At 71.6% G+C, this 25,330-nt stretch carries 23 protein-coding genes; 20 read left to right on the forward strand and 3 right to left on the reverse strand.

What is annotated here, in order from left to right; genetic code table 11:
* The first annotated feature begins 140 nt into the window (after positions 1-140).
* The 8 genes from ABZZ04_RS26750 to ABZZ04_RS26785 all read left to right on the forward strand — a co-directional run bounded on the left by ABZZ04_RS26750 (position 141) and on the right by ABZZ04_RS26785 (position 7,060).
* Positions 141-785 carry an HAD family hydrolase gene (locus ABZZ04_RS26750; protein ID WP_356934765.1) on the forward strand — a complete coding sequence of 215 codons (645 nt, stop codon included), beginning with the start codon at positions 141-143 and terminating at the stop codon, positions 783-785.
* Between the two features lie 42 nt (positions 786-827).
* A complete protein-coding gene (locus ABZZ04_RS26755) occupies positions 828-2,042 on the forward strand; it encodes an MFS transporter (RefSeq protein ID WP_356934766.1) in 1,215 nt (404 codons plus the stop codon).
* A complete protein-coding gene (locus ABZZ04_RS26760; protein ID WP_356934767.1) occupies positions 2,011-3,183 on the forward strand; it encodes an acetoin utilization protein AcuC in 1,173 nt (390 codons plus the stop codon). Before ABZZ04_RS26755 ends, ABZZ04_RS26760 begins: the two co-directional genes overlap by 32 nt.
* Before the next feature lie 123 nt (positions 3,184-3,306).
* Positions 3,307-4,122 carry a phosphatase gene (locus ABZZ04_RS26765; protein WP_356934768.1) on the forward strand — a complete coding sequence of 272 codons (816 nt, stop codon included), beginning with the start codon at positions 3,307-3,309 and terminating at the stop codon, positions 4,120-4,122.
* A gap of 128 nt (positions 4,123-4,250) precedes the next feature.
* Complete coding sequence (locus ABZZ04_RS26770) at positions 4,251-4,463, forward strand: helix-turn-helix domain-containing protein (RefSeq protein WP_014046653.1); 213 nt, start codon at positions 4,251-4,253, stop codon at positions 4,461-4,463.
* Positions 4,464-4,573: 110 nt separating this feature from the next.
* Complete coding sequence (locus tag ABZZ04_RS26775) at positions 4,574-4,672, forward strand: AURKAIP1/COX24 domain-containing protein (RefSeq protein ID WP_003948845.1); 99 nt, start codon at positions 4,574-4,576, stop codon at positions 4,670-4,672.
* A gap of 189 nt (positions 4,673-4,861) precedes the next feature.
* On the forward strand, positions 4,862-5,956 hold the full coding sequence (locus ABZZ04_RS26780; protein WP_356934769.1) for an NAD-dependent epimerase/dehydratase family protein: 1,095 nt from the start codon (positions 4,862-4,864) through the stop codon (positions 5,954-5,956).
* A gap of 15 nt (positions 5,957-5,971) precedes the next feature.
* On the forward strand, positions 5,972-7,060 hold the full coding sequence (locus ABZZ04_RS26785) for a lysophospholipid acyltransferase family protein (RefSeq protein ID WP_356934770.1): 1,089 nt from the start codon (positions 5,972-5,974) through the stop codon (positions 7,058-7,060).
* Between the two features lie 156 nt (positions 7,061-7,216).
* On the opposite strand, the gene ABZZ04_RS26790 is transcribed toward ABZZ04_RS26785, so the two are convergent.
* The 3 genes from ABZZ04_RS26790 to ABZZ04_RS26800 all read right to left on the reverse strand — a co-directional run bounded on the left by ABZZ04_RS26790 (position 7,217) and on the right by ABZZ04_RS26800 (position 10,764).
* Positions 7,217-8,404, reverse strand: a complete 1,188-nt coding sequence (locus ABZZ04_RS26790; RefSeq protein WP_356934771.1) for a DUF5667 domain-containing protein — start codon at positions 8,402-8,404, stop codon at positions 7,217-7,219.
* A 280-nt stretch (positions 8,405-8,684) separates the two neighbouring features.
* A complete protein-coding gene (locus tag ABZZ04_RS26795; RefSeq protein ID WP_356934772.1) occupies positions 8,685-9,464 on the reverse strand; it encodes an ECF subfamily RNA polymerase sigma factor, BldN family in 780 nt (259 codons plus the stop codon).
* A gap of 346 nt (positions 9,465-9,810) precedes the next feature.
* Complete coding sequence (locus tag ABZZ04_RS26800; protein WP_356934773.1) at positions 9,811-10,764, reverse strand: HAD-IB family hydrolase; 954 nt, start codon at positions 10,762-10,764, stop codon at positions 9,811-9,813.
* Positions 10,765-10,900: 136 nt separating this feature from the next.
* On the opposite strand from ABZZ04_RS26800, the gene ABZZ04_RS26805 reads away from it, so the two are divergent.
* From ABZZ04_RS26805 to ABZZ04_RS26860, 12 genes are all read left to right on the forward strand, one after another.
* Positions 10,901-11,176 carry a glutaredoxin family protein gene (locus ABZZ04_RS26805; protein WP_356934774.1) on the forward strand — a complete coding sequence of 92 codons (276 nt, stop codon included), beginning with the start codon at positions 10,901-10,903 and terminating at the stop codon, positions 11,174-11,176.
* A 271-nt stretch (positions 11,177-11,447) separates the two neighbouring features.
* Complete coding sequence (locus tag ABZZ04_RS26810; protein WP_356934775.1) at positions 11,448-12,215, forward strand: redox-sensing transcriptional repressor Rex; 768 nt, start codon at positions 11,448-11,450, stop codon at positions 12,213-12,215.
* A complete protein-coding gene (locus tag ABZZ04_RS26815; RefSeq protein WP_356934776.1) occupies positions 12,212-13,717 on the forward strand; it encodes a glutamyl-tRNA reductase in 1,506 nt (501 codons plus the stop codon). Before ABZZ04_RS26810 ends, ABZZ04_RS26815 begins: the two co-directional genes overlap by 4 nt.
* Positions 13,714-14,700: a hydroxymethylbilane synthase gene (hemC, locus tag ABZZ04_RS26820; protein WP_356934777.1), complete on the forward strand. Its 987-nt coding sequence runs from the start codon at positions 13,714-13,716 to the stop codon at positions 14,698-14,700. The genes ABZZ04_RS26815 and hemC overlap by 4 nt, the downstream gene beginning before the upstream one ends.
* Complete coding sequence (locus ABZZ04_RS26825) at positions 14,697-16,367, forward strand: uroporphyrinogen-III synthase (protein WP_356934778.1); 1,671 nt, start codon at positions 14,697-14,699, stop codon at positions 16,365-16,367. The genes hemC and ABZZ04_RS26825 overlap by 4 nt, the downstream gene beginning before the upstream one ends.
* A gap of 209 nt (positions 16,368-16,576) precedes the next feature.
* Complete coding sequence (gene hemB / locus ABZZ04_RS26830; RefSeq protein WP_356934779.1) at positions 16,577-17,575, forward strand: porphobilinogen synthase; 999 nt, start codon at positions 16,577-16,579, stop codon at positions 17,573-17,575.
* 417 nt (positions 17,576-17,992) lie between these two features.
* Positions 17,993-19,189 (forward strand): aminotransferase class V-fold PLP-dependent enzyme, encoded by a 1,197-nt coding sequence (locus ABZZ04_RS26835; protein ID WP_356934780.1) that lies wholly within the window; start codon positions 17,993-17,995, stop codon positions 19,187-19,189.
* Entirely contained in the window at positions 19,174-20,505 is a 1,332-nt protein-coding gene (locus ABZZ04_RS26840) for an extracellular solute-binding protein (RefSeq protein ID WP_356934781.1), read from the forward strand. Before ABZZ04_RS26835 ends, ABZZ04_RS26840 begins: the two co-directional genes overlap by 16 nt.
* A 5-nt stretch (positions 20,506-20,510) precedes the next feature.
* Complete coding sequence (locus tag ABZZ04_RS26845; RefSeq protein ID WP_356934782.1) at positions 20,511-21,467, forward strand: sugar ABC transporter permease; 957 nt, start codon at positions 20,511-20,513, stop codon at positions 21,465-21,467.
* Positions 21,464-22,282 (forward strand): carbohydrate ABC transporter permease, encoded by an 819-nt coding sequence (locus ABZZ04_RS26850; RefSeq protein ID WP_356934783.1) that lies wholly within the window; start codon positions 21,464-21,466, stop codon positions 22,280-22,282. The genes ABZZ04_RS26845 and ABZZ04_RS26850 overlap by 4 nt, the downstream gene beginning before the upstream one ends.
* Before the next feature lie 7 nt (positions 22,283-22,289).
* Positions 22,290-24,188 (forward strand): glycoside hydrolase family 36 protein, encoded by a 1,899-nt coding sequence (locus ABZZ04_RS26855; RefSeq protein WP_356934784.1) that lies wholly within the window; start codon positions 22,290-22,292, stop codon positions 24,186-24,188.
* Positions 24,189-24,252: 64 nt separating this feature from the next.
* Positions 24,253-25,281 (forward strand): LacI family DNA-binding transcriptional regulator, encoded by a 1,029-nt coding sequence (locus tag ABZZ04_RS26860; protein WP_356934785.1) that lies wholly within the window; start codon positions 24,253-24,255, stop codon positions 25,279-25,281.
* Positions 25,282-25,330: the final 49 nt, after the last annotated feature.

Below are 25,330 nucleotides of genomic sequence, written 5' to 3' on the forward strand. Positions count from 1 at the left end.
GGAAGCTAAGCCTTTCAGCGCCGATGGTACTGCAGGGGGGACCCTGTGGGAGAGTAGGACGCCGCCGAACAATTTTTCCGGGAAAGCCCCGTACCTTGCGGTACGGGGCTTTCCTGCGTTCCGGCGTCTAGTCTCGGACCATGCGCTACGAACTGGTCATCTTCGACAACGACGGTGTGCTCGTGGACAGCGAGCCGATCTCCAACACCATCCTGGCCGAGTACCTCACGGAGCTCGGCCACCCCACTTCGTACCAGGAGAGCCTCCGCGACTACATGGGGGCGGCCGTGCACCGTGTGCACGACCTCGTCGAGGAACGCACCGGGGAGAAACTGCCCGAGGACTTCGATACGACGCTCCACACGCGGATCTTCGCCGCGTTCCAGCAGGAGCTGGAGCCGGTGCCGGGCATCGACGACGTGCTGGGGAAGCTCGTCGCCGACGGGATTCCGTACTGCGTCGCGTCCTCCGGCAGCCACGAGCGGATCAGGGTCGGACACCGGAAGACCGGGCTCGACCAGTGGTTCGAGGAGGAGTGGATCTTCAGCTCGGAGGACGTGGGGCGGGGCAAGCCGGCCCCCGACCTGTTCCTGCACGCCGCCGAGCGGATGGGGGTCCGTCCCGAACGGTGCGTCGTCATCGAGGACAGCCCGCTCGGAGTGGAGGCGGCCAGGGCCGCGGGCATGGACGTGTACGGGTTCACGTCGATGATGCCGGCGGACCGGCTCACCGGTGTGACCGGCTGCTTCTCCGACATGAGCCAACTCCGCGAATTGCTCGCCTGATTCATCTACCCACGAGTAAAGACTGGCCTTACGCTCGCGGCCATGACAGATGCTCGCTTGCGGCACGGCCGGGCTTCCCTCACGTTGAGCTTCTTCGTGCAAGGGGTCACCTTCGCCCTGCTGGTGACGCGGATTCCCGCCATCCAGGACCGGTACGGGATATCCGACGGGCTGCTGCCCGTGTTCCTCGCCGCGGTACCCATCCTGGCCGGGGTGGGCAGTGTGGTCACCGAGAAGGTGGTCGCACGGGTACGGCCCGGGGTCGTGCTGAGGTGGGCGCAGCCCGTGGTGATGCTCGCGCTCCTCGGCGCCGGTGCCGGTGACGCGCTGTGGCAAGTGGCCCTGGCGCTCGGGGTGTTCGGGGTCGCCGTCGGGGCGCTGGACGCCTCGATGAACATGATGGGGGTCAGCCTTCAGCGGGCGTACGGGCGCTCGATCATGCTGGGGTTCCACGCCGCGTACAGCCTCGGGGGGATCGCCGGGGCGTCCATGGCGTGGGCGGGGGCGCACTGGGACCTGTCGCTGCTGGTCTCGTACCTGCCGGCGGTGGTCGTGCTGCTGCCCGCCGCGTTCGTCGGGAGCCGGTGGTACACCGAGGGTGTGTCGGAGCAGGGCAAGGGGGCCGGTGCGGAACAGGCGCAGGGCGAGGGGGCCGCTTCGGTCTCCTTCAAGCTGCTGCTGCCGCTCTGCCTGGTGATGAGCTTCGCGTACATCGGTGACTCGACGGTCTCCAACTGGAGCGCCAAGTACCTGCAGGACGTGCTGGGCAGTTCGGAGCAGATGTCGACCGTTCCGTACAACGTCTACATGGTGACGACGCTGCTGGGGCGGTCCGTCGGGGACTTCGGGGTGCGGCGGTTCGGGGCGGTGGCCGTGGTGCGGGGCGGGAGCGTGCTGGCCGCCGCGGGCTTCGGCGTGGTGGCCGCGGCCGGCGGGACGTGGACCGGGATGCTCGGGTTCACCATGCTGGGGCTCGGGCTGTGCGTGATCGTGCCGCAGACGTTCGCCGCCGCCGGGCGGATGTTCCCCGGGGCGAGCGACACGGCGATCGCGCGGCTGAACGTCTTCAACTACGTGGGGTTCCTGGTGGGATCGCCGCTGGTGGGGGCGCTCGGGGACGCGTGGAGCTACCGAGGAGCCATGCTCGTGCCGATGGTGCTGGTGCTCGTGATGCTCGTGCACGCCAAGTCGTTCGGGGCGGAGCCCGCCCGATACGGTGGCGGGCATGAGCGGCCGCGCACAGCTGATGTGGGATGACGCAGTAACGGGATACGACTTCGGGGAGAGCCACCCGATGGACCCCGTCCGGCTCGCCCTGACCATGGGGCTGGTCCGGGCCCTCGGGCTCGACGCCGCGGTGGACGTGGTGGCGGCCAAGGCCGCCGGGGACTCCACGCTTCGGCTGGTGCACCGCGAGGACTACGTGGCCGCGGTGCGTGCCGCGTCCGCGGACCCGAAGCGGGCGGACCAGCGCTACGGGCTGGGCACGGTGGACGATCCGGCGTTCGCCGGGATGCACGAGGTGTCGGCGCTGATCGCCGGGCAATCGGTGGCGGCGGCCGAGGCGGTGTGGCGCGGGGAGACCGCGCACGCGGTGAACTTCACGGGCGGGCTGCACCACGCCATGCCGGGCGGTGCGGCCGGGTTCTGCATCTACAACGACGCGGCGCTCGCCATCGCCCGGATGCTGGAGCTGGGCGCCGAACGGGTCGCGTACGTCGATGTGGACGTGCACCACGGCGACGGGGTGCAGGCGGCCTTCTGGGAGGACCCGCGGGTCCTGACCGTTTCGCTGCACGAGCACCCGCGGACGCTGTTCCCGCAGACCGGCTGGCCGGAGGAGACCGGCTCCGGGGCGGGCGAGGGCGGCGCGGTCAACGTGGCGCTGCCGGCCGGTACCGGGGACGCGGGGTGGCTGCGGGCGTTCCACGCGGTGGTGCCGGAGCTGCTGGCGGACTTCCGGCCGCAGGTGGTGGTGAGCCAGCACGGGGCCGATACGCACTTCGAGGACCCGCTCGCCCACCTGGCGGTGTCGCTGGACGCGCAGCGGGCGGTGATGGCGGCCTGTCACGACCTGGCGCACGAGTACGCGCAGGACGGGCGCTGGCTGGCGCTCGGCGGGGGCGGCTACGCGGTGGTGGACGTGGTGCCGCGGTCCTGGACGCATCTGGTGGGGATCGCCGCGCACGCGCCGGTGGACCCGGAGACGGTGATCCCGTCGTCGTGGCGGGACGAGGTCTACGCCCGGACCCGGCAGTTGGGGCCGGGCCGGATGACGGACGGGCGCACCCCCTCCTGGAAGTCGTGGGAGGAGGGGTACGACCCCGCGGACCGGCTGGACCAGGCGGTGCTGGCGACGCGGCGGGCGGCGTTCCCGCTGCGGGGGCTGCTGACCTGAGAAGGGTCGGAACCGGTCGGGGTGCGGCCGGTTCTGTCGCATGGCGAGGAATGGTTACGCCAACTGTGGGGCGTGAGCGGACTTCCGGCCCTCCGTCCGGGTGATTGGGGGAGCATCGGTGGAGTGTTGAGCACCGGAGCGCTGCGTGCGCATCTGCTGGCGGCCCGGCTGGCCGGGCCCGTGGCCACCTCGCGGGAGAAGAGCCTGCGGAGCTATCGGCTCTTCGCGGCCCGGGATCCTCGGGTGACGCTCGGTCTCCACCCCCGCCGGGGATGGGAAGAGCACGAACTTCTTCGTCTGATGGCCGACCGGTGCGGGGTTTCGTCCGATCCCGGGCATGTATCGGGGCCTGACGTGATCGATCCGGAGCGGACCCTGGCAGGTCTGGACGCCTTCGCGGAGCGGCTCGCGCATGCGGCGGTCCGGCGGGCGCCGGTGCTGTTCGGGACCGGTCATCCGCACCGGCTGCTCGGTTTCTACGCTGCGCTGGCAGACGCCATGTCGGCGGCCGGGTGTTCCGTACTCACTCCCGCGCAGGGGCGATGTATCGACATAACGACCCGGTTCGGCGTACGCACGTTCAGTCTCGACTACGTACGGGGAGTCGCGATGGTGCGCGAACCCGGCGTGCGGCTCCCCGGTGGTGACACCGGCGCACACACGCATTCCCCGCTGCCGGTCAGGGTGGTCCTGGACGCGGCGGCGGAGGGGCGAGGGCCATTGCCGGAGCTGGTGGTCGGGGACCACGGCTGGGTCTGCGGGGCAGGTCAGCTGGGCATCGAGGCGATCGGGCTGGCGGACACGGACGATCCCGCGCTGTTCGTCGGGGAGGCCGAGGGGCGGGTCGCGGTCGCGGTGCCGCTCGACGACGCGGTCCGCTCGGCCTACTACCGGCCGCTCACGCGCTATGTACTCAATCGGGCGTGTCTGTCACAGTAGGCGGCCGATCGGCTCTCCTCTTCCCCACTCGCATCACCCGCCCCTAATCTGGGGAGTGAGCGCACAACGACGAAGAGTCACCGGAGGGGAAGCCGGTGCGCGTCTCGTGCGGAAGGTACAGGTGGGTCATGGCTGCTGGCAGCGAGAGGCCTCTCAACGAGGTCAAGTTTCTGACTGTGGCGGAAGTCGCCTCGGTCATGAGAGTGTCGAAGATGACCGTGTACCGCTTGGTGCACAGCGGTCATCTGCCGGCAATTCGGGTGGGCAGGTCCTTCCGGGTTCCGGAGCAAGCGGTTCACGAGTATCTCCGCGAGTCCTTTGTGGGGGTGGAGTCCGCCTGAGGTTCACCTCGGATTACGCCCCTCACGCGCTGGCGGGTAGGCTAGGCCGACGTAGGTCGTGTGGGCCCAGACGCCCCGCACCAGTGAAGAAGAAGTGAGCGAGGGTAGTCGTGGGCTCTGTTATCAAGAAGCGGCGCAAGCGGATGGCCAAGAAGAAGCACCGCAAGCTGCTCAAGCGCACGCGCGTTCAGCGTCGCAACAAGAAGTAAGCGAACGCGGTTCGTGATTCCGCAGCCCTCCCGCCGATCCGGCGGGAGGGCTGCGGTGCGTCGTGGACGGCTGCATTCGGACCAAGAAGCCGGGCACGAGCCGAAGAAGGCAGCCGTGCGGTCATCACGGGGCAACAACCACCCGCTACGGTGACGGCCAGGGAAACCTTCGGACGGAAGGCGCTGATCTTGGGGAAGGTCGTGCTGGTCACAGGAGCGGCCCGGCAGCTGGGGGGCCGCTTCGTGCGGCGCATCCAGCGTGATCCGGAAGTGGACCGGGTGATCGCCGTCGACGCGGTCGAACCGGCGCATCCGCTGGGCGACGCGGTTTTCGTACCGGCGGACATCCGCCAGCCCGCTATCGCCAGGGTCCTCGCCGAGCACGCCGTCGACACGGTGGTGCACCTGGACGTCTCGGCGAAGGCGGTCGGCACGGGCGGGCGGACGACGGTCAAGGAGACCAACGTCATCGGCACCATGCAGCTGCTCGGGGCCTGCCAGAAGTCGCCGAGCGTGCGTCGGCTGGTGGTCAAGTCGAGTACGAACGTGTACGGCTCGGCGCCCCGCGACCCGGCGGTCTTCACCGAGACGACCCCGCCCAAGTCCCTGCCCAGCGGGGGCTTCGCCAAGGACGTGGTGGAGGTCGAGGGGTATGTGCGCGGGTTCGCGCGCCGCCGGCCGGACGTCGCCGTGTGCGTGCTCAGGTTCGCGAACATCCTGGGGCCGCAGGCGGACTCGCCGCTCGCGGACTACCTCGCGCTGCCGGTGCTGCCGACGGTGTTCGGGTACGACCCGAGGCTCCAGTTCGTGCACGAGGACGACGTCGTGGACGTCCTGGGCACCGCCTCGCGCGAGCCGGGTCGCGGGACGCTGAACAGCGGCACGTTCAACATCGCCGGGGACGGGGTGCTGCTGCTCTCGCAGTGCTCGCGGCGGCTGGGGCGGCCGACGGTGCCGTTGCTGCTGCCCGCGGTCACCTGGGTGGGCCAGGCGCTGCGCACGGTCGGCATGACGGACTTCTCGCCGGAGCAGATCCGGTTGCTCACCCACGGCCGGGTGGTCTCCACCGTCCAGATGCGCGAGACCCTCGGTTTCCATCCCCGCTTCAGCACCGCGGAGACGTTCGCGGAGTTCGCGCGCAGCCAGGGTCCGGGCCTGCTGCCGCCGGGGACGGTGGGCAGGGCGGTCGACGCGCTGGCCGCCGTGCCGTTCGCCGGGACGAACGGCGATGTCCCCGGGACCACCGGGGCCGGCGACACCGTGCCGGCCCCCAGCGGCAGGTAGAGGAGCGCACCGACGATGGCGGATGCCAAGGTCATTCCGTTCGACGACGACCGTTCGCGGGCGGGCGGTCCGTCGCGCGCCGCGCGGCGCCGGTCCTCGGCGGGCGTCGGCCGGGTCCAGGGGCCCGCGACGGCCCCCGCGGTGGGTACCGCGGCCGTGAGCGCCCTGCCGGGCCGGCAGGACGTCCCGCGGCCGCAGGAGGAGCCCGGGGCCGAGGAGCCCGGGGCCGAGGAACCGGGGCGGCCCGCGCCGGACGACGGGCGCGGCGGCTGGGAGCGGCGGCTCGCCGGAGGACTCGCGTTCCTGCGGCGCCGGGTCACCGGCGAGTACGACGTCGACGAGTTCGGGTACGACGAGGAGCTGACCGACCAGGTCCTGATGTCGCTGCTGCGGCCGGTGTACGAGAAGTACTTCCGGGTCGAGGTGAAGGGCATCGAGAACATCCCGTCCGAGGGCGGGGCGCTCATCGTGGCCAACCACTCGGGGACGCTGCCGCTCGACGGGCTGATGCTCCAGGTCGCGGTGCACGACAACCATCCGGCGGACCGGCACCTGCGGCTGCTCGCCGCGGATCTCGTCTTCATGCTGCCGGTGGTGAACGAGCTGGCCCGCAAGGCCGGGCACACGCTGGCCTGCTCGGAGGACGCGGAGCGGCTGCTGCGGCGGGGCGAGGTCGTCGGGGTGATGCCGGAGGGGTTCAAGGGCATCGGGAAGCCCTTCGGGGAGCGGTACAAGCTCCAGCGGTTCGGGCGGGGCGGGTTCGTCTCGACGGCGCTGCGGGCGGGGGTGCCGATCGTGCCGTGCTCGATCGTGGGGGCGGAGGAGATCTACCCGATGATCGGCAACTCGAAGACGCTGGCGCGGCTGCTGGGCTTCCCGTACTTCCCGATCACGCCGACGTTCCCCTGGCTCGGGCCGCTCGGGGCGGTGCCGCTGCCGACGAAGTGGACGATCCAGTTCGGGGAGCCGATCTCCACGAGCGGGTATCCGGTGGAGGCGGCGGAGGACCCGATGCTGATGTTCAACCTGACGGACCAGGTGCGGGAGCAGATCCAGCACACGCTGTACAAGCTGCTGGTGCAGCGGCGCTCGGTGTTCTTCTGAGTTCTTCGGAGTTTTCCCGAGAGGTGTTTCGGCGGGGCGAGGAGTGCTCCCGCGGGTGTGCGGGGTGCTTCCGCACGTACGCGGACGGCGTCGGCCGCCGGGCGGATTCGGTCCGTCCGGCGGCCGACGTGGCGTTTCTGCGCGAGCGGGACGGGACTAGGGCGCGTCCTCGCCGTTGATCCCCAGGCCCGGGAGCAGGCCGGGGAGGAGCGGGGGCAGGGTCACGTCGGGGGCGGGCGGGACGTCGGTCCGGCCGTCGGAGGACGGGTCGACGCCCGGGGGCGGGGTGCCGAAGAGGCCGTCCGTGCCACCGGAGATCAGGCCGTCGGAGGAGGTGCTGTCCGAGCCGGACGGGTGGGGCGAGGTGCTGTCGTCCGTGTGCTCCCGGGAGGCTCCCGACGAGGAGGGGGCGGTGGATGCGTCCGTGCGCGAGGGGCCCGTGCCGCGTTCCGTGGTGTCCGACCGCCGGGCGTCGTCGCCGCCCGGCGGTCGGGGCAGCAGCGACTGCAGCGGTTCGACCTCTTCGTCCATGGCGTCGAAGACCGAGCTGACCTGGTCGCCGATGTCCGTGAGCTGTACGGGCAGCCGGTCGCGCAGGCTGCTCCAGCTCTCGCGGTGCGAGCGGGAGAAGGAGTCGAGGGCCTGGATCGGGCCGATGGCGCCGTCGCGCCGGTAGACGGAGCTGAGCAGGCGGTGGCCCTCGGTGGCGTCGTGCGTCATGCCGTTGAGCGTGCGCCTGATCTCGCCGAGCTGTTCGTGGTCCAGGTCGCCGGAGCGGGCGCGCTCCATCAGCCGACGGGCCTCGTTGAGCCGGGTCGACGCCTGGTCGAGGTAGACCTTGCCGCGGTCGGTGTCGCCGCTGGCCATGCCGAGGTGGAGGTCTTCCATGCCGCGCTTGAGCCCGTACAGCGAGTCACCCGGGAGGGCGTCGGAACTGGCAGCGGCCACTCCGCCGAAGGCTCCCGCCGCCACACCGACGGTGAGCCCGCCGGCCGCGAGCCCCTTCGTCCAGCGGGAACGCGGACGCAATTTCCGGAGCGGGGAGGCCCGGTGGGCCCCCTTCGTGCGCTGTTCGGGCACCGTAGGGCCCGCGGTCGCGCCGCCCTCGGTGAGCATGGCTTCCATGGCGGCGACGAGCTGGGCTCGCTGCACCACTTTGACCTCGGGGTCCAACTCCGGCCGCGGTACCTCACCGAGGCCGTTCGCCAGGGCCAACAGCGGTCCGTGGTCGGCCTGTTCGGCCGGGTCATCGGGCTGTTCGGCCGTTGCCCCGGGGGTCGACTGCTCCTCCAGGGCCTGGGCGAAGGCGTTCGCCCGCCGGTGTGCCGAAACGTTTGCGATCACTGGCGGCACCTCCTCTCGTCATGACGGTCGACTCCCCTGGGGATCCGGAAGGTTGCACACCTTGAGCGCTTCCACACGAATGAGTGAGTGTCGGCGGACATGGGGTGACGACAGGGGGCCTGCAACCGGCACAACGAGGGGCGCGGCACTTGGGTTACGCACGAAGGATGATCGGACCAGTGTGTGACGGGGGAGTCGCCGAGCGTGTTCGGGACGGGGCGCGGCGGGCGTGTTCGAGGGCGGATCACGGGTGGGTTCGGGTGCGGGTGGCGGGGCGGGGTCAGCGGGCGTCGTCCGGGAGGAGCCGGGCCAGGGTGCGGACCGCGCGGTATTGCAGGGTCTTGATCGCGCCCTCGTTCTTGCCCATGACCCGTGCGGTCTCGGCGACCGAGAGGCCCTGCAGGAAGCGCAGGGTCACGCACTCCTGCTGCTGGGGGTTGAGCCGGCGCACGGCCTGCAGCAGTGCGGCGTTGGAGAGGGACTCCAGGACGGAGTCCTCGGGGCTGCGCTCGACCTCGTTGGCGTCGAGCATCTCGCCGGTGGTCACCTCCAGCCGGAAGCGGCTGGACTTGAAGTGGTCGGCGACCAGGTTGCGGGCGATGGTGACGAGCCAGGCGCCGAAGTCGCGGCCCTGCCAGGTGAAGGTGGAGATGCGGCGCAGGGCGCGCAGGAAGGTCTCGCTGGTGAGGTCCTCGGCCGTCGCCTTGCCCCCCACGCGGTAGTAGATGTAGCGGTAGACGGTGTCGCTGTACTGGTCGTAGAGGCGGCCGAAGGCCTCGGCCTCGCCGGCCTGCGCGCGTTCGACGAGGTCCATCATGCGCGCGCTGTCGCTGTCGGCGGTCGGTCGGCGGACGGTGGTGGACGCGGTCGTCGCGCCGCGGTTGCTGCGTCTTCCGACCGCCGCACCGCGTTCGGCCAGGGCGTAGCAGGGGCCGACAGGTGCAGGGGTGGCGAATGCGGGGACGGCGTACGCGGTGGGGACGAAGCCGCGCAGGCGGTTGGCGACCGTTGCGCGCAGCGTAGCCAGGCCCGAGGCGTCAACCCCGACGTGTGGGTACACGGGACTCCCAGAGGCAGAGCTTCCATCACGTGCAGTGCGAAACCCTCACTCGTCGTAGTGAGTGAGGGGTTCCGGAATGCGTCTGAGGAGAATAACGCTTCGTACAGGCAGTGCTACACCCAGTTGCTCAAATCATCGATTACGTCGCTTCCGTAGCAACTAAACGACGCATTAAGTAGCACATCGTGACCGGTTACTGATCGGATTACTTCGGTATCTGCTTACGGGCACGACTGGTTGTGGCCGTGTGCGAGCAATCCGACTGGCGGGGGCGGTCGGTGGGTAAGAGGTTCCGATCGGCCGCGGGGGCCGGGCGTGGCTCGGGGCCGGGGAGCGCGTGGGCGTGTCAGCGGCGGCGGCGGTGCAGGGCGACCGCGGCGGCGGTGCCGCCGGCGAGGGCGCCGACGCCGGCCGCGGCGGGGATGCCGACCTTGACCGCCTTGCGGCCCGTCCGGTAGTCCCGCAGGCGCCAGTCGAGGGCGCGGGCGTGCTTGCGGAGCTTGGCGTCGGGGTTGATCGCGTACGGGTGTCCGACCAGGGACAGCATCGGGATGTCGTTGTGCGAGTCGCTGTACGCCGCGCAGCGGTCCAGGTCCAGGCCCTCGGCGGTGGCCAGGGCGCGTACGGCCTCGGCCTTCGCGGGGCCGTGCAGCGGTTCGCCGACCAGGCGGCCGGTGTAGACGCCGTCGACGGATTCGGCGACCGTGCCGAGCGCGCCGGTCAGGCCGAGCCGGCGGGCGATGATCGTGGCGGTCTCCACCGGGGCGGCGGTGACCAGCCAGACCCGCTGGCCGGCGTCGAGGTGGGCCTGGGCGAGGGCGCGGGTGCCGGGCCAGATGCGGTCGGCCATGTACTCGTCGTAGATCTCCTCGCCGATGGACATCAGCTCGGAGACGCGGTGGCCCTTGACGATGGACAGGGCGCTGTCGCGGGCGTCCTGCATGTGGTCCGGGTCCTCGACGCCGGCCAGCCGGAACCACGCCTGCTGCCAGGCGAACCGGGTCAGCTCGCGGCGCTGGAAGAACTTCCGCTTGTACAGGCCGCGGCCGAAGTGGAAGAGCGCCGCGCCCTGCATCACCGTGTTGTCCAGGTCGAAGAAGGCGGCGGCCCGGTCGTCGCCCGCGACGGGGAAGGGCTCCTCCGCGGGCTTCGCCTGCGCGGCGGTGTCCTGCTCGGCGTCGGGGGACCGGTCGTCGGGGAGGGTGGATTTCCGTGCTGCCTCGGCTGCCGCCTCGCCGGCCAGCACGCTCCGTGCTGTCGCGGGGCGCCTACGGGGGGTGAGCCATCCAGGAGCGGCCATGCGGTGAGCATAACCAGTCGGTTCGTCCCTTCCCGACCTGCCGGGATGCCGCGGCGTGAACTCTTGGCCGCGAGTCCGGCGACCGGGTGACACGGGGGGCGGCGGGGCGGGTCCGGGGGCGGCGCAGAATGAAGGCATGAGCCCCTTGTTGCGACGTACGAAGAAGAAGCCCGAGCAGCGGACGGTGACCCTGGTGGGGAAGCCCGGATGTCATCTCTGCGACGACGCGAGGCAGGTGGTGCGCGAGGTGTGCGAGGAGACGGGGGCGTCCTGGGAGGAGAAGGACATCACCCGGGACGAGGAGCTGCACAAGGCGTACTGGGAGCAGATCCCGGTGGTCCTGGTCGACGGCGAGCAGCACACGTTCTGGCGGGTGGACCCGGCGAGGCTGCGCGGGGCACTGCTTTCCTGAGCGAAGCCGGTTACCATCATGGGCGTTTTGAGTGCTCTCGGGGGAGTGGTTGTGAGGAGTGTGTGCCGCTTTGCCCCCTTCGGGCCCGCAACGGGCTGATGCGATCGTTGGTTCCGGGATCGCGCGACGGATGTGCGTGACCCCGGTCACTTTGACCGGACAAAACGGACACTATCTTTGTGCACGCGTTCACAAAGACATAGCCTGCATTCGACGGGGCGGTCTTGGGAACTACGGCCGCCTGCAGCCCCGCTCATCCCGCAGGAGCACCGTGGCAACTGGCCGAACTCACCGACCGGCGACCCGTAGCCGAGGAATTCCCGAGGCCACCGTCGCCCGGCTTCCGCTGTATCTGCGCGCGTTGACCGCGCTCTCCGAGCGCTCGGTCCCCACGGTCTCGTCCGAGGAGCTCGCCGCCGCGGCGGGGGTCAACTCCGCCAAGCTGCGCAAGGACTTCAGCTACCTCGGTTCGTACGGGACGCGCGGCGTCGGCTACGACGTCGAGTATCTCGTGTACCAGATCTCCCGCGAACTCGGGCTCACCCAGGACTGGCCGGTCGTCATCGTCGGCATCGGAAACCTCGGCGCCGCGCTCGCCAACTACGGCGGTTTCGCCTCCCGCGGTTTCCGGGTCGCCGCGCTGATCGACGCCGACCCCGCGATGGCCGGGACGCCCGTCGCCGGCATCCCCGTCCAGCACGCGGACGAGCTGGAGCAGATCGTCCGCGACAACGGCGTCTCGATCGGTGTCATCTCGACCCCGGCCGGTGCCGCGCAGCAGGTCTGCGACCGGCTCGTCGCCGCGGGCGTCACCTCCATCCTCAACTTCGCGCCGACGGTGCTCTCCGTGCCCGACGGCGTCGACGTGCGCAAGGTCGACCTCTCGATCGAGCTCCAGATCCTCGCCTTCCACGAGCAGCGCAAGGCCGGCGAGGACACCGAGGGCGGTGTCCAGGACCCGGCCGAAGCGCCGGCGCGTCCGGCCGCCGGAAGCCGCAAGGGACCTGACGGGGACATGCCCGCCGTGATGCCGGCATGAGCCTTCTCGTCGTGGGACTGAGCCACCGCAGCGCCCCGGTCTCCGTGCTGGAGCGGGCCTCGCTGGCCGCCGACACCCGGGCCAAGCTGCTCCAGGACACCCTCGCCGCGGAGCCCGCGGTCGAGGCCACCGTCCTGGCCACCTGCAACCGCATCGAGCTGTACGCCGACGTGGACAAGTTCCACGCGGGCGTCGCCGAGCTGTCCACGCTGCTCGCCCAGCACAGCGGGGTCGGCCTGGAGGAGCTCACTCCGTATCTCTATGTGCACTACGAGGACCGGGCCGTCCACCACCTCTTCTCGGTGGCGTGCGGGCTGGACTCGATGGTCGTCGGCGAGGGCCAGATCCTCGGCCAGATCAAGGACGCGCTGGCGCTGGGGCAGGAGCTGCACACCGCGGGCCGGCTGCTGAACGACCTGTTCCAGCAGGCCCTGCGGGTCGGCAAGCGCGCCCACAGCGAGACCGGGATCGACCGGGCCGGGCAGTCGCTGGTCACCTTCGGCCTCGAACAGCTCGCGGCCGGTGCGGACGTCACCGACTGGGCCCGGGGCAAGCGCGCCCTGGTGATCGGCGCGGGCTCGATGTCCTCGCTCGCCGCCGCCACCCTGGCCCGTACCGGTGTCGCCGAGATCGCCGTCGCCAACCGCACCCGGGCCCGCGCCGACCGGCTCGTCGAGATCCTGCGCCAGCCCGGCGGCACGGGCGTGACCGCCCGCGCCGTGGAGATGGCCGAGGTCTCCGGGGAACTGACACGTGCCGACATCGTCGTCTCGTGCACCGGCGCGACCGGGCTCGTGCTGACCGCCGAGGCCGTCGCCGGGGCGCTCGGCCTGGCCGTCGAGGACGCCGACGAGGCGCCCGCCGTCGTACCGGCACCGGCCGCGGCCCCCGTCCCCGACGACGTCGACCGGCACGCCGCCTGGGTGGAGAACGGCAGCTCCGGCACGGTGCGCCGGGCCGTCCGCCGGGCCACCGTGCCCGCCCAGGGCACCGGCCCCGCGCGCCTCGCGCTGCTCGACCTCGCCATGCCGCGGGACATCGACGGCGCGGCCGCCCGGCTCGACGGGGTGCGCCTCGTCGACATCGAATCGCTCGCGGAGGCCTCGGCGGACGCCCCGATGGCCGCCGACGTGGACCAGGTGCGCACCATCGTCTCCGACGAGGTCGCAGCCTTCGGCGCCGCCCAGCGCGCCGCCCACATCACCCCGACCGTCGTCGCGCTGCGCACGATGGCCGCCGGAGTGGTCGCGGGCGAGATCGCGCGGCTCGACGGACGCCTCCCCGATCTCGACGAGAAGCAGCGCGCGGAGATCACGCAGACCGTGCGCCGCGTCGTCGACAAGCTCCTGCACGCGCCCACCGTGCGCGTCAAGCAGCTCGCCAGCGAGCCCGGCGGCGCCGGGTACGCGGACGCGCTGCGGGAACTCTTCGACCTCGACCCGCAGACGGTCGCAGCCGTCTCCCGGGCAGACCTGAACGACCCGAATCGAGGGCGGTCATGACCGACAACTCATCCCCGGTCACGGGGGCCGACAAGCCGCTGCGGCTGGGCACCCGGCGCAGCAAGCTCGCCATGGCGCAGTCCGGCATGGTGGCCGAGGCGGTCAGCGAGGTGACCGGGCGCGCCGTCGAGCTCGTCGAGGTCACCACGTACGGCGACATCTCCCGGGAGCACCTCGCGCAGATCGGCGGCACCGGTGTGTTCGTCGCGGCACTGCGCGACGCGCTGCTGCGCGGCGAGGTGGACTTCGCCGTCCACTCGCTCAAGGACCTGCCGACCGCCCAGCCCGAGGGCCTCGTGCTGGCCGCGGTGCCGGTGCGCGAGGACCCGCGCGACGTGCTGGTGGCGCGGGACGGGCTGACCTTCGAGCAGCTGCCGGCCGGGGCCCGCGTCGGCACCGGCTCGCCGCGCCGCATGGCGCAGCTGAACGCGTACGCGCGCAGCCACGGCCTCGACATCGAGACCGTGCCGATCCGGGGGAACGTCGACACGCGTATCGGATTCGTCCGGAGCGGTGAGCTGGACGCGGTGGTACTCGCCGCGGCCGGGCTCAGCCGCCTCGGCCGGAGCGGTGAGGCCACCGACTTCCTGTCGGTCGACACCGTCCTGCCCGCTCCCGGCCAGGGAGCACTGGCGATCGAGTGCGCTGCGACCAGCGCCGACCTCGCCGCAGCGCTCGCCGAGCTCGACGACCCGTACACCCGGGCCGCCGTGACCGCCGAGCGTGCCCTGCTCGCCGCCCTGGAGGCCGGTTGCTCCGCACCTGTGGGTGCGCTGGCCGACCTCCTGGTCGACGGACAGGCTGTCAACGAACTGCGCCTGCGCGGTGTCGTCGGGACTCCCGACGGTTCCTCGCTGGTGCAGCTGTCCACCACCGGTCCCGTTCCCACGTCGCAGGACGACGCGGCGGCCCTCGGTCGCGAGCTCGCGGCCGAGATGCTCGCCAAGGGGGCGGCCGGTCTTATGGGGGAGCGAGCACTTTGAGCCCCACCGGCCCCGCCGCAACCGACTTTCCGGCCCTGTCCGCCCAAGGGCACGTCACCTTCCTCGGCGCCGGTCCCGGCGACCCGGGACTGCTGACCCTGCGCGCCGTCGAGGCGCTTGCGAGCGCGGACGTCCTTGTCGCCGAGCCGGACGTTCTCGGCGTTGTTCGCTGCCATGCGCGGGCAGGCGTGAGCACCCCTGAGCTGACGGTTGTTGACGCGCAGTCAGCAGCCGCCGGGGTCCCCGTTCTCAGGGATGCGGCCAATCTTGTCATGGAGGCAGCGAAGGGCGGCAGGCGGGTCGTCCGTGCGGTCCTGGGCGACCCGGGGCTGGACGGGAACGCCGGTGCCGAGATGCTCGCCTGCGCCGCGGCCGGGGTCCCCTTCGAGGTGGTGCCGGGGGTCGCGAGCGCCGTGGGCGTGCCCGCGTACGCCGGTGTGCCGCTGCGGGACGAGCAGGGCGCGGACGTCCGGTTCGTGGACGCCCGTACCGCCTCCGACCGCTGCTGGAGCGAGGTCGGCGCGAGCGACGCGACGGCCGTGGTCTCGACGACGCTCGACTCGGTGGCCGCGGCCGCCGGTGAGCTGGTCGCGGCGGGCCGCAAGCCCGACACCCCGCTGACGGTGACGGTGGCCGGCACGACGACCCGGCAGCGCACCTGGACGGCGACCCTCGGGACGATCGCCCAGGTCCTGAAGCAGGCGAAGGTCCTCCCGTCGCCGGACGGGCACCAGCCCGTCATAGCCGTGGTCGGTGAGCGCAGCTCCGCCGCCCAGCGCGACCAGCTCGCGTGGTTCGAGTCCAAGCCGCTGTTCGGCTGGAAGGTGCTCGTCCCGCGCACGAAGGAGCAGGCGGCGTCCCTCTCCGACCAGCTCCGTTCCTACGGTGCCGTGCCGCACGAGGTCCCGACGATCGCCGTCGAGCCGCCCCGTACGCCCCAGCAGATGGAGCGCGCGGTCAAGGGCCTGGTGACGGGGCGCTACGAGTGGATCGCCTTCACCAGCGTCAACGCCGTGAAGGCGGTCCGGGAGAAGTTCGAGGAGTACGGGCTCGACGCCCGTGCCTTCGCCGGGATCAAGGTCGCGGCGGTCGGCGAGCAGACCGCGGCCGCGCTGGTCGACTTCGGTGTGAAGCCGGACCTGGTGCCCTCCGGGGAGCAGTCGGCCGCCGGTCTGCTGGAGGACTGGCCGCCGTACGACCCGGTCTTCGACCCGATCGACCGGGTGTTCCTGCCGCGTGCCGACATCGCCACCGAGACGCTGGTGGCGGGGCTGATCGAGCTGGGCTGGGAGGTCGACGACGTCACCGCGTACCGCACGGTCCGCGCCTCGCCGCCGCCGGCCGAGACGCGCGAGGCGATCAAGGGCGGCGGTTTCGACGCGGTGCTGTTCACCTCGTCGTCCACCGTGCGGAACCTGGTCGGCATCGCGGGCAAGCCGCACAACGTGACGGTCATCGCGTGCATCGGCCCGGCGACGGCGAAGACCGCGGAGGAGCACGGGCTGCGGGTCGACGTCCTGTCGCCGGAGCCGTCGGTGCACAAGCTGGCCGAGGCGCTGGCCGAGTTCGGCGCGCGGCGCCGGGACGCGGCGAAGGAGGCCGGTGACCCGGTGACGCGGCCGAGCGAGCGGCGTCCGGGGGCGCGTCGTCGTCGTACGACGACCTGACCCGCCCGGGTCGAGGTGTGTGAGGGGCCCGGTCGCTTCGGCGGCCGGGCCCCTCGGCCGTGTCGGGCGGGTTTCGCGCGGGCGGTTCCGTGCGGCGGGCGCGGGGCGGTTCCGTGTGCCGGGACCGGGCCGGCCGGGGCCCGGAGGGCGGGGTTTTTCCGGCGCGGGTGTCGGTAAGACGGTGATGTGTACGGGTCTAGTCTCGAAGCATGACTGTGTACGGAAACTTCCCCGGCTCCCGCCCCCGGCGGCTGCGGACGACCCCGACGATGCGTCGGATGGTCGCCGAGACACGGCTCGACGCGTCGAACCTGATCCTGCCCGCGTTCGTGCGCGAGGGCGTCGACGCCCCGGTCGCGATCTCGGCCATGCCCGGCGTGCAGCAGCACACCCTGGACACCCTGCGGAAGGCCGCGGTCGACGCGGCGTCGGCGGGGGTCTCCGGGATCATGCTGTTCGGCGTTCCGGAGGACGAGAAGAAGGACGGCCGGGGCACGGCGGGCACGGACCCGGACGGCATCCTCCAGGTGGCGCTGCGGGCGGTGCGCGAGGAGGTCGGCGACGACCTCGTCATCATGTCGGACCTGTGCCTGGACGAGTACACCGACCACGGCCACTGCGGTGTGCTGACCGAGGACGGCCGGGTCGACAACGACGCGACGCTGGAGCGGTACGCCGAGATGGCCCAGGTCCAGGCCGACGCGGGTGCCCACGTGGTGGGTCCGAGCGGGATGATGGACGGTCAGGTCGGGGTCGTCCGGGACGCGTTGGACCAGACGGGCCACGAGGACGTGTCGATCCTCGCGTACACCGTGAAGTACTCCTCGGCGTTCTACGGGCCGTTCCGCGAGGCCGTGGGTTCCTCGCTCCGGGGCGACCGCAAGACGTACCAGCAGGACCCGGCGAACGCCCGTGAGTCGATGCGGGAGTTGGCGCTCGACCTGGAGGAGGGCGCCGACATGGTCATGGTGAAGCCGGCCGGTCCGTACCTCGACGTCCTGGCGAAGGTCGCCGAGTCGGTGGACGTGCCGGTCGCGGCGTACCAGATCAGCGGTGAGTACTCGATGATCGAGGCCGCCGCCGAGAAGGGCTGGATCGACCGGGACGCGGCGATCATGGAGAGCCTGACGGGCATCCGGCGCGCGGGTGCGCAGATGATCCTGACGTACTGGGCGACGGAGGTCGCGCAGCGGCTGGCGCGGCGCTGAGCCGAACCGGGGCGAGCCGGGTCGACCCGGGGCGGGTCGGACCCGGACCCGGACCCGGGTCCGGCCGGCCCGGGTCGAAGCGGTAGCGGGACGGATCCTTCGGGGGTCGTCGTGGCACAAAAGTGTCATGGCGGCCCCCGGCCGCGTTTGTGGCGGTTCTGTGGTGAGTTCTGTGGTGAGTCCGGGGCGACGGTTCGGTGGTCCCGCGACTCGGGGCCCGGTGGTTCGGGTCCCTTGTGGCAGTGGGCCGGCGGGGCCGGCAGGGCGGTGAACGGTGGGCGGCGGGCCGGCGGGACCGGCAGGCCGACCCACCGGAAAACCGTCGTGACGAACCTCTTGCCGAGGTGGTCCCGTCTACCTAATGTGAACCTTCAAATCCCCCGATGTTCATGAAGCAAGGGCCGTGAGGGCATTATTTTGAACGATCAAATTAACGCTGCGTCCGATCCCGACACCTCCGGCCCGGGCTTCTTCCAGGGTCCGGCTGCGGGCTACCTCGACTACGCGAGAGTCGGGCCGCTCTCCCGTCCGGCCACCGCGGCGCTGGCCGCGACGACCGAGCTCGCCGCCCGCGTGGACCCCGCCGACCTCGACCGGTTGTTCGACCTCAGTGACGCCGCCCAGACCTCGGCGGCCCGGCTGCTCTGCGCCCGGCGGCACGAGATCGCCCTCGCCCCGTCCACCAGCAACGGCCTGTTCACCGTGGCCGCCGCGCTGAACGGCCCCGGCACGCTCCTGGTGCCCCGCGACGAGTTCCCCGCCAACCTCTATCCCTGGCTGCGCTTCGCCACCCGCGGCGGCCCCGCGGTCCGCCTCGTCGAACCGGACGGGCAGCGGCACATCACCCCCGACCTGCTGCGCCGCCACCTCACCCCCGACGTCACCGCCCTCGCCGTCAGCGCCGTGGACTCGCTCACCGGCCATCTGGCACCGCTCGCCGAGCTCAAGGAGATCCTCGGCCCCGACCGGCTGCTGATCGTCGACGCCATCCAGGGCCTGGGCGCCGTCCCGCTGGAGACGGACGCCGCCGACGTCCTCGTCAGCGGCGGGCAGAAGTGGCTGCGGGCCGGCTGGGGGGCCGCGCTGCTGCTGATCCGCGACCGGTGCGCCGAGCGGCTGGCCCCCGGGCTCGGCGGCTGGGCGGGCGTCGCGGAGCCCTTCGCCCTCCGGCACCCTGCGGAGCCGTTGCCCGGGGCCGCCGCCCACCTCGCCACCAACCCGGACTTCCCGGCCGCCGCCGCCATCGGCGCCGCCATCGACGCCCTGCTCGACCGGGGTGGCCCGGTCGTCGGCGGGGCCCGTATCCGCGCCACCCTCGCCCACCTGCTCGACCGGGCGCGGCAGGCCGGGGCCGAGGTCCTGCTGGACGGCCTCGGCCCCCACGAACGCGCCGGCATCGGCACCTTCCGCCTGCCCGGCCACGACCCCGTCACCGTCCACCGGACCCTCGAAGCGGCCGGCCTGATCACCACCCGTCGCGACGAGTGGATCCGGCTGTCCCCCCACACCTCCACCCCGGACGCCGCGGCGGACCTGCTCGCCGAGGCGTTGCGCACCCTCACCCACCCCACCACCACCCACTACGCCCAGGAGCCGACATGTCCCACCAACTGAGCCGCCGCAGACTGCTCCAGCTCGCCACCGCCTCCGCCGCCGGACTCGGCCTGACCGCCTGCGGCAACAACGGCTCGGGCGGCGACAGCGGCGCCGACGGCGACAAGGGTCGGATCACGGTCTGGAGCTGGACCACCGCGGCCGACGCCCTGCGCGGCGTCGTCCCCTCCTTCGAGCGGGACAACCCCGGCATCACGGTGGACATCCAGGACGTCGGCAACCCGGCCATCTGGGACAAGATCACGGTCGGTCTCGCGTCGGACGGCAAGGGCCTCGCCGACGTACTGCACATAGGCGTCGACTACCTGCCCGGCTACCTGGAGAAGTTCCCCGACGGGCTCACCAACCTGTCCCGGTTCGGGGCCGACCGGTACCGGAGCGAGTTCGCCCAGGGGCTGTGGCCGACCGTCATAGGCAAGGACAAGGCCGCCCACGCCCTCCCGTGGGAGGTCAACCCGCTCGGCCTGTTCTACCGGAAGGACTACTTCGAGAAGGCCGGCGTCGATCCCGAAACCATCGGCAGCTGGGACGACCTGATCGCCGCCGGACCGAAGATCCGTGCCGCCACCGGCGCCCAGCTGCTCGGGCTCGACAAGCCCGGCACCACGCCGGACATGGACTTCTTCCAGAACCTGATGCAGCTCCAGGACGCCTTCTACTTCGACCAGCAGGGCAAGATCACGCTCGGCTTGAAGGAGGCGGTCCAGGCCCTCACCATCATCAAGCGGCTCAACGACGACGGCCTGCTCGCCGACACCGCGGGCCAGGGCACCCGGAAGCGCCTGATGGGCCAGGGCAAGCTCGCCACCTCCCCCGACCCCGCCTGGGCCGTCGAGTACCTGGCGACCAAGTTCCCCGAACAGAAGGGGAAGTGGCGTGTCATGCAGCCGCCCGCCGCCGTTCCCGGTGGTGGCCGCAGCGTCATCGTCAACTCCACCTACCTGGCCGTCTCCGAGTCGAGCAAGCGCCGCAAGGCCGCCTGGCGGTTCGTCGAGTACGCGCTCACCAAGCCCGTCGAGATCAACCGGATGTTCAAGTCCGGCGGTGTCTTCCCCGCCCTCGGATCGGCGTACGACGACCCGATGTTCAGCGCGCCCCACCCCTACTACGGCGGCCAGAAGGTGCTGAAGACCTTCGTCGAGACGCTCTCCTCCGGCTCCGACGCCACCAACTTCACCGGCGACTACACCCGCGCCCTCAAGCTCGCCAGCGACGCCCAGAGCCAGGTGCTGGTCAAGGGCACCGACCCGGCCAGTGCTCTCAGGGACGCCGCCGAACGGCTCGCCCAGCAGACCGGTCGGCAGCTGGCGGCCTGACCACCATGTCCTCCGTCCTGCCCGAACGGGCTCCCGCCACCGAGAAGTCGGCCGGCCGCGGCACCCCCGCGCGCGCCGGCCGCACCCGCCCGCGCCGACGCGCACTGCTGACCCGCGGCTCCGTCCCGTACCTGCTGATCATGCCCGCCGTCCTGGGCTTCGCGATCTTCAAGGCGTATCCCATCGTCTCCTCGCTGTGGATCAGCCTCACCACCGGCAGCGGTACCGACCGGAGCTTCGCCGGACTCGCCAACTACCGGCGGCTGCTGGACGATCCGCTGTTCTGGACCGCGTTGAAGAACACCGCGCTGATCCTGGTCGTCCAGGTGCCGCTGATGCTGTGCCTGGCCCTGCTCGTCGCCCTCGCGCTGAACTCCGCCAAGGTCTGGCTGCGCCCGCTCTGGCGGCTGGGCGTCTTCGTCCCCTCGCTGACCGGCCTGGTCGCCGCGGGCGTGATGTTCTCCGTGATCCTCAACCACGACGCCGGGCTGCTGAACTGGGTCCTCTCCCTGTTCGGCGTCGACCGGGTGAACTGGCTGGGCAGCCCCGGCTGGGCCCGCGTGGGCGTCGTCCTCGTCATCACCTGGCACTACACCGGCTACAACGCGGTGATGTACCTCGCCGGCCTGCAGGGCATCCCCAAGGAGCTGTACGAGGCCGCGATGGTCGACGGGGCGGGGCCGATCCGCCGCTTCTTCTCCATCACCCTGCCCCAGCTGCGGCCGATCCTGCTGCTCACCGTGGTGCTCTCCACCATCGGCACCCTGCAGCTCTTCGACGAGCCGTACGTCCTCACCGGCGGCGGCCCCGACAACGCCACCCTGACGGTCACCATGTACCTGTACAACAACGGCTTCAAGTACTTCGACTTCGGCTACGCGTCGGCCATCGCCTACGCCCTCGCGCTGATCGTGTCCGTGCTCGGCATCCTGCAGGTCCGCCTGATGGGAGAGCGCCGATGAAGTCCCGTCGAGGTCCCCTGCTCACGCTGCTGCTCGCGGGCGCCTTCGCGCTCTGCGTCGGTCCGTTCTACTGGCTCGCCATGGCCGCGACCCAGCCGGACAAGGACGTGTTTTCCTGGCCGCCGAAACTGCTGCCCGGCGGCCACTTCCTGGAGAACCTCCGCGGACTGGAGGAGTCCATCGGGCTCACCCGGGTCCTGGTCAACACCCTGGTGGTGTCGAGCGTCCAGACGTTCGGTGCCGTCGTCGTCTCGGTACTGGCCGGATACGCCTTCGCCAAGTTCGAGTTCCGCGGGCGCAACCTGTTCTTCGTCCTGCTGCTCAGCACCCTGGTCATCCCCGACACGGTGATGCTGATCCCGGTCTTCCAGATGATGATGGACCTGGGCCTGATCGACTCCTACCAGTCCATCATCCTGCCCGGTCTGGTCACCCCGTTCGGCATCTTCCTGATGCGGCAGGCCCTGCGCTCCATGCCCGACGAACTCCTCGACGCGGCCCGCGTCGACGGCGCCGGCGAACTGCGGGTGCTGTGGCGGATCGTCATCCCGGTCAACCGGCCGATCATCGCGGCGCTCGCGCTGTTCGTCTTCCTCGGCAGCTGGAACCAGTTCGTCTGGCCGCTGATCGCGCTGCGCAGCCCCGAGATGTACACGCTGCCCGTGGCCACCGCCACCCTCCAGGGGCTGTCGAACACCAACTACGCGCAGGTCCTGCTCGCCGCGGGCATCGCCGCCATCCCCGTGATGGCCCTCTTCCTCGTCCTGCAACGCCAGTTCATCTCCGGCCTGTTGGCCGGGGCCACCAAGGAGTGACCACAGCATGACCACCGAGAACGCGTCCGCGCCCGCATCGGCGTCCGCGTCCGTGTCCGCCGATCCGGGTGCCGGTCCGCAGCCGTACGCCCCGGTGTGGCGCCCGAACACACCGGTCGGGGAAACCCCCGACACCGTCGTCCACCAGCAGTTCGCCACCGGCCTGTCCCTCTCCACCGGTGCCCCGCTCGGCGTTTACCTCACCGGGTTCGGCTGCGACCGGCTGGAGACCGCCGTCACCCCGGCCGGCGACGGTGCGGTCCTGATCGAGGTCCGGTCGGCGGCCGAGGCCACCGTCCGCGCCGAATGGCGGGTCCCCTGCCTCGGGGCCACCGCCTACTGGACCCCGAACACCGACGCCTCCCGCTGGCTGCCGCCGTCCTGGGTCGCCCCCCGCACCGTCTCGCTCGCCAAGGGCGCCCCCGTCGTCAGCCTGGTCGGCATCGACGACCGCGCCCTGTGCACCGCCGCCGCGGCCGAGGTCTTCGCCCCCGTGCGCATCGAAGGCGGGGTGGTGGAGGAGACCAACGAGTTCGCCTTCACCGTCGAGCAGGCCCTCACCCCGGACGGGCCGCCGCTGCGGCTGCGGATCGACATCGGCGGCCGTCACTTCGCCGCCACCCTGCGGGAGGTCACCGACTGGTGGGCCGAGAACCTGGACCACCCCGGTGTCGCCCCCGCCGCCCGGATGCCCGCCTACTCCACCTGGTACAGCCTCCACCAGAACGTCGACACCGCCGTCGTCGAACGCCAGGCCGCCCTCGCCGCGGGCGTCGGCTGCGACAGCATCATCGTCGACGACGGCTGGCAGACCGCCGACCGCACCCGCGGTTACGGCCACTGCGGCGACTGGGAGCCCAACCCGGCGGCCTTCCCCGACTTCGCGGGCCACGTCGCCGAGGTCCACCGCACCGGCCTCGCCTACCTCCTGTGGTACGCGGTGCCGTTCATCGGCCGGCACAACGAGGCCTGGGACCGCTTCAAGGGCATGATCCTGCGCGAGGCGCCCAAGATGGAGGCGGCCGTGCTCGACCCCCGCCATCCCGAGGTCCGCGCCTATCTGATCGAGAAGATCTCCCGCGCCGTCGAGCAGTGGGACATGGACGGCCTGAAGCTCGACTTCATCGACCACTTCGCCGCCGCCGACCCGCCGCCCGCCCCGGACGGCGCCGACCACGCCACCGTCCACGAGGGCCTGCTCCAGCTGCTCGCCGACCTCGACGCCCGGCTGCGCCGCACCCGGCCCGACGTGATCGTCGAGCACCGCCAGCCGTACGTCAGCCCCGGGCTGTGGCCGTACGCCACCATGGTCCGCGCCACCGACTGCCCACTCAGCCCCGCCGAGAACCGGCAGCGCACCGTCGACTGCCGCCTCACCGCCGGCCCGCTCGCCGTCCACGCCGACATGATGACGTGGAACGCCGACGAGCGGCCCGAGGACGTCGCCGTCCACCTCATCAACGCACTGTTCTCGGTACCGCAGATCTCCGTCGACCTCGCCGCCCAGACCTCCGACCAGCTCGCCACCCTGCGCTTCTGGCTCGGCGTCTCCCGCCGGTACGTCGACGTCCTCCAGCTCGGCACCCTGGAACCCGCGCGTCCGGACCTCGGCTACCCCCTGGTCCGTGCCCACGACCACGCCACCACCGTGATCGCACGCTACGCGCCGCTGCCCGTCGCCCTTCCGGACCGGAACGCCGAGGACGGCCCGCAGACCCTGCTCGTCGCCAACGCGGACGGCGACTCCACGGTGATCCTGTCCGCCACCCGGCCGGAAAAAGCACTCGTCCGCATTCAGGACTGCCGGGGTGAGATCCTGTCCGATACCGTGCTCGACCTCGTCGCCGGGGTGAACCCGGTGACCGTACCGACAGGCGGCCTGCTCACCCTGACCCGCGAGCACTGAGGAACGCGGGTCGGGACGGGCACCCGCCCGCCCCGACCCGCCGCCGACCGCCCGCAGAGGAACGATGACCGCTCGACAGGTGACCATCGAGGAGGTCGCACGTGCGGCCGGAGTGTCCCGACAAACCGTCTCGAACGCCCTCAACGCCCCCCACCGGCTGCGCGAGGCGACCCTTGCCCGGGTCACCGCCGCCATCGAGGAACTCGGCTACCGGCCCGACCAGTCGGCCCGCAGCCTGCGCACCGGCACCCGCAAGGTCATCGGCTACCCCGCCCCCGCCGACAACCCCGCCGACCCCAACCCCCTGATGGGCGGCTTCCTCCAGGCGCTGGTGACCGCCGCAGACGACGTCGGTCACCGCATCCTGCTGTTCCGCTCCGACCCCCAGCAGGGCGCCGGAGCGGTCGCCAGGTCCTTCAACGACCTGATCGCGTCCCGTCAGGTCGACGGGTTCATCCTCTCCGACGTCATACACGACGACCCCCGCGTCGACGTGCTCGCCGAGGCCGGTTTCCCGTTCGCCGCCTTCGGCCGGACCGCCCCCGGCCGTCCGCAGAACTGGGTGGACATCGACTCCACCGCCGCCACCGCCGCCCTGGTGGAGCTGCTGCTCGCCCAGGGCCACCGGCGGATCTGCTACCTCAACTCCGCCGCGTCTCTGCCCTGGCTGGCCGACCGCCGGGCCGGCTTCCTGCAGGCCGCGGCCGCCGCCCCCGACGGGGCCTTCGAGGTCGGCGTCCCCGAGGACGACCCGGTCGCGCTCTCCCAGGCCGTGCAGCGCCTGATCAGCGGATCCGACCGGCCGACCGCCCTGGTCTGCGCGAATGACTGGCTCGCCCTGACCGCCTACCAGGCCGTCCGGGCCGCGGGCCTGGCCGTCGGCGATGACATCGCTGTCACCGGCTTCAACGACATCCCGCTGTGCACGATGCTCCAGCCCGCCCTCACCAGCGCGCGGCTGCCCCTGGCGGTCATCGCCCAGACCCTCGTCGACCGGCTGATCACCGCCGTCGAGGACCCCTCCGCCGCTCCGTCGAGCGGGCTGCTGCTGCCCGCGGAGCCGGTCGTGCGCGACAGCACGCCGGACCGGTAGCGGAGCCGTACGGGCTTTTTCCGTACGGGGTTCTTGTACAGGGTTCTTG

The organism is Streptomyces sp. NPDC006435, from assembly GCF_040612315.1.
Lineage (GTDB): Bacteria > Actinomycetota > Actinomycetes > Streptomycetales > Streptomycetaceae > Streptomyces.

What these genes read in the sequence shown, in the direction of transcription:
- ABZZ04_RS26750 (WP_356934765.1), top strand. Translation starts at nt 141, where the DNA reads ATGCGCTACGAACTGGTCATCTTCGACAACGACGGTGTGCTCGTGGAC.
- ABZZ04_RS26755 (WP_356934766.1), top strand. Translation starts at nt 828, where the DNA reads ATGACAGATGCTCGCTTGCGGCACGGCCGGGCTTCCCTCACGTTGAGC.
- ABZZ04_RS26760 (WP_356934767.1), top strand. Translation starts at nt 2,011, where the DNA reads ATGAGCGGCCGCGCACAGCTGATGTGGGATGACGCAGTAACGGGATAC.
- ABZZ04_RS26770 (WP_014046653.1), top strand. Translation starts at nt 4,251, where the DNA reads ATGGCTGCTGGCAGCGAGAGGCCTCTCAACGAGGTCAAGTTTCTGACT.
- ABZZ04_RS26785 (WP_356934770.1), top strand. Translation starts at nt 5,972, where the DNA reads ATGGCGGATGCCAAGGTCATTCCGTTCGACGACGACCGTTCGCGGGCG.
- ABZZ04_RS26800 (WP_356934773.1), bottom strand. Translation starts at nt 10,764, where the DNA reads ATGGCCGCTCCTGGATGGCTCACCCCCCGTAGGCGCCCCGCGACAGCA.
- ABZZ04_RS26805 (WP_356934774.1), top strand. Translation starts at nt 10,901, where the DNA reads ATGAGCCCCTTGTTGCGACGTACGAAGAAGAAGCCCGAGCAGCGGACG.
- ABZZ04_RS26815 (WP_356934776.1), top strand. Translation starts at nt 12,212, where the DNA reads ATGAGCCTTCTCGTCGTGGGACTGAGCCACCGCAGCGCCCCGGTCTCC.
- hemC (WP_356934777.1), top strand. Translation starts at nt 13,714, where the DNA reads ATGACCGACAACTCATCCCCGGTCACGGGGGCCGACAAGCCGCTGCGG.
- hemB (WP_356934779.1), top strand. Translation starts at nt 16,577, where the DNA reads ATGACTGTGTACGGAAACTTCCCCGGCTCCCGCCCCCGGCGGCTGCGG.
- ABZZ04_RS26840 (WP_356934781.1), top strand. Translation starts at nt 19,174, where the DNA reads ATGTCCCACCAACTGAGCCGCCGCAGACTGCTCCAGCTCGCCACCGCC.
- ABZZ04_RS26845 (WP_356934782.1), top strand. Translation starts at nt 20,511, where the DNA reads ATGTCCTCCGTCCTGCCCGAACGGGCTCCCGCCACCGAGAAGTCGGCC.
- ABZZ04_RS26850 (WP_356934783.1), top strand. Translation starts at nt 21,464, where the DNA reads ATGAAGTCCCGTCGAGGTCCCCTGCTCACGCTGCTGCTCGCGGGCGCC.
- ABZZ04_RS26855 (WP_356934784.1), top strand. Translation starts at nt 22,290, where the DNA reads ATGACCACCGAGAACGCGTCCGCGCCCGCATCGGCGTCCGCGTCCGTG.
- ABZZ04_RS26860 (WP_356934785.1), top strand. Translation starts at nt 24,253, where the DNA reads ATGACCGCTCGACAGGTGACCATCGAGGAGGTCGCACGTGCGGCCGGA.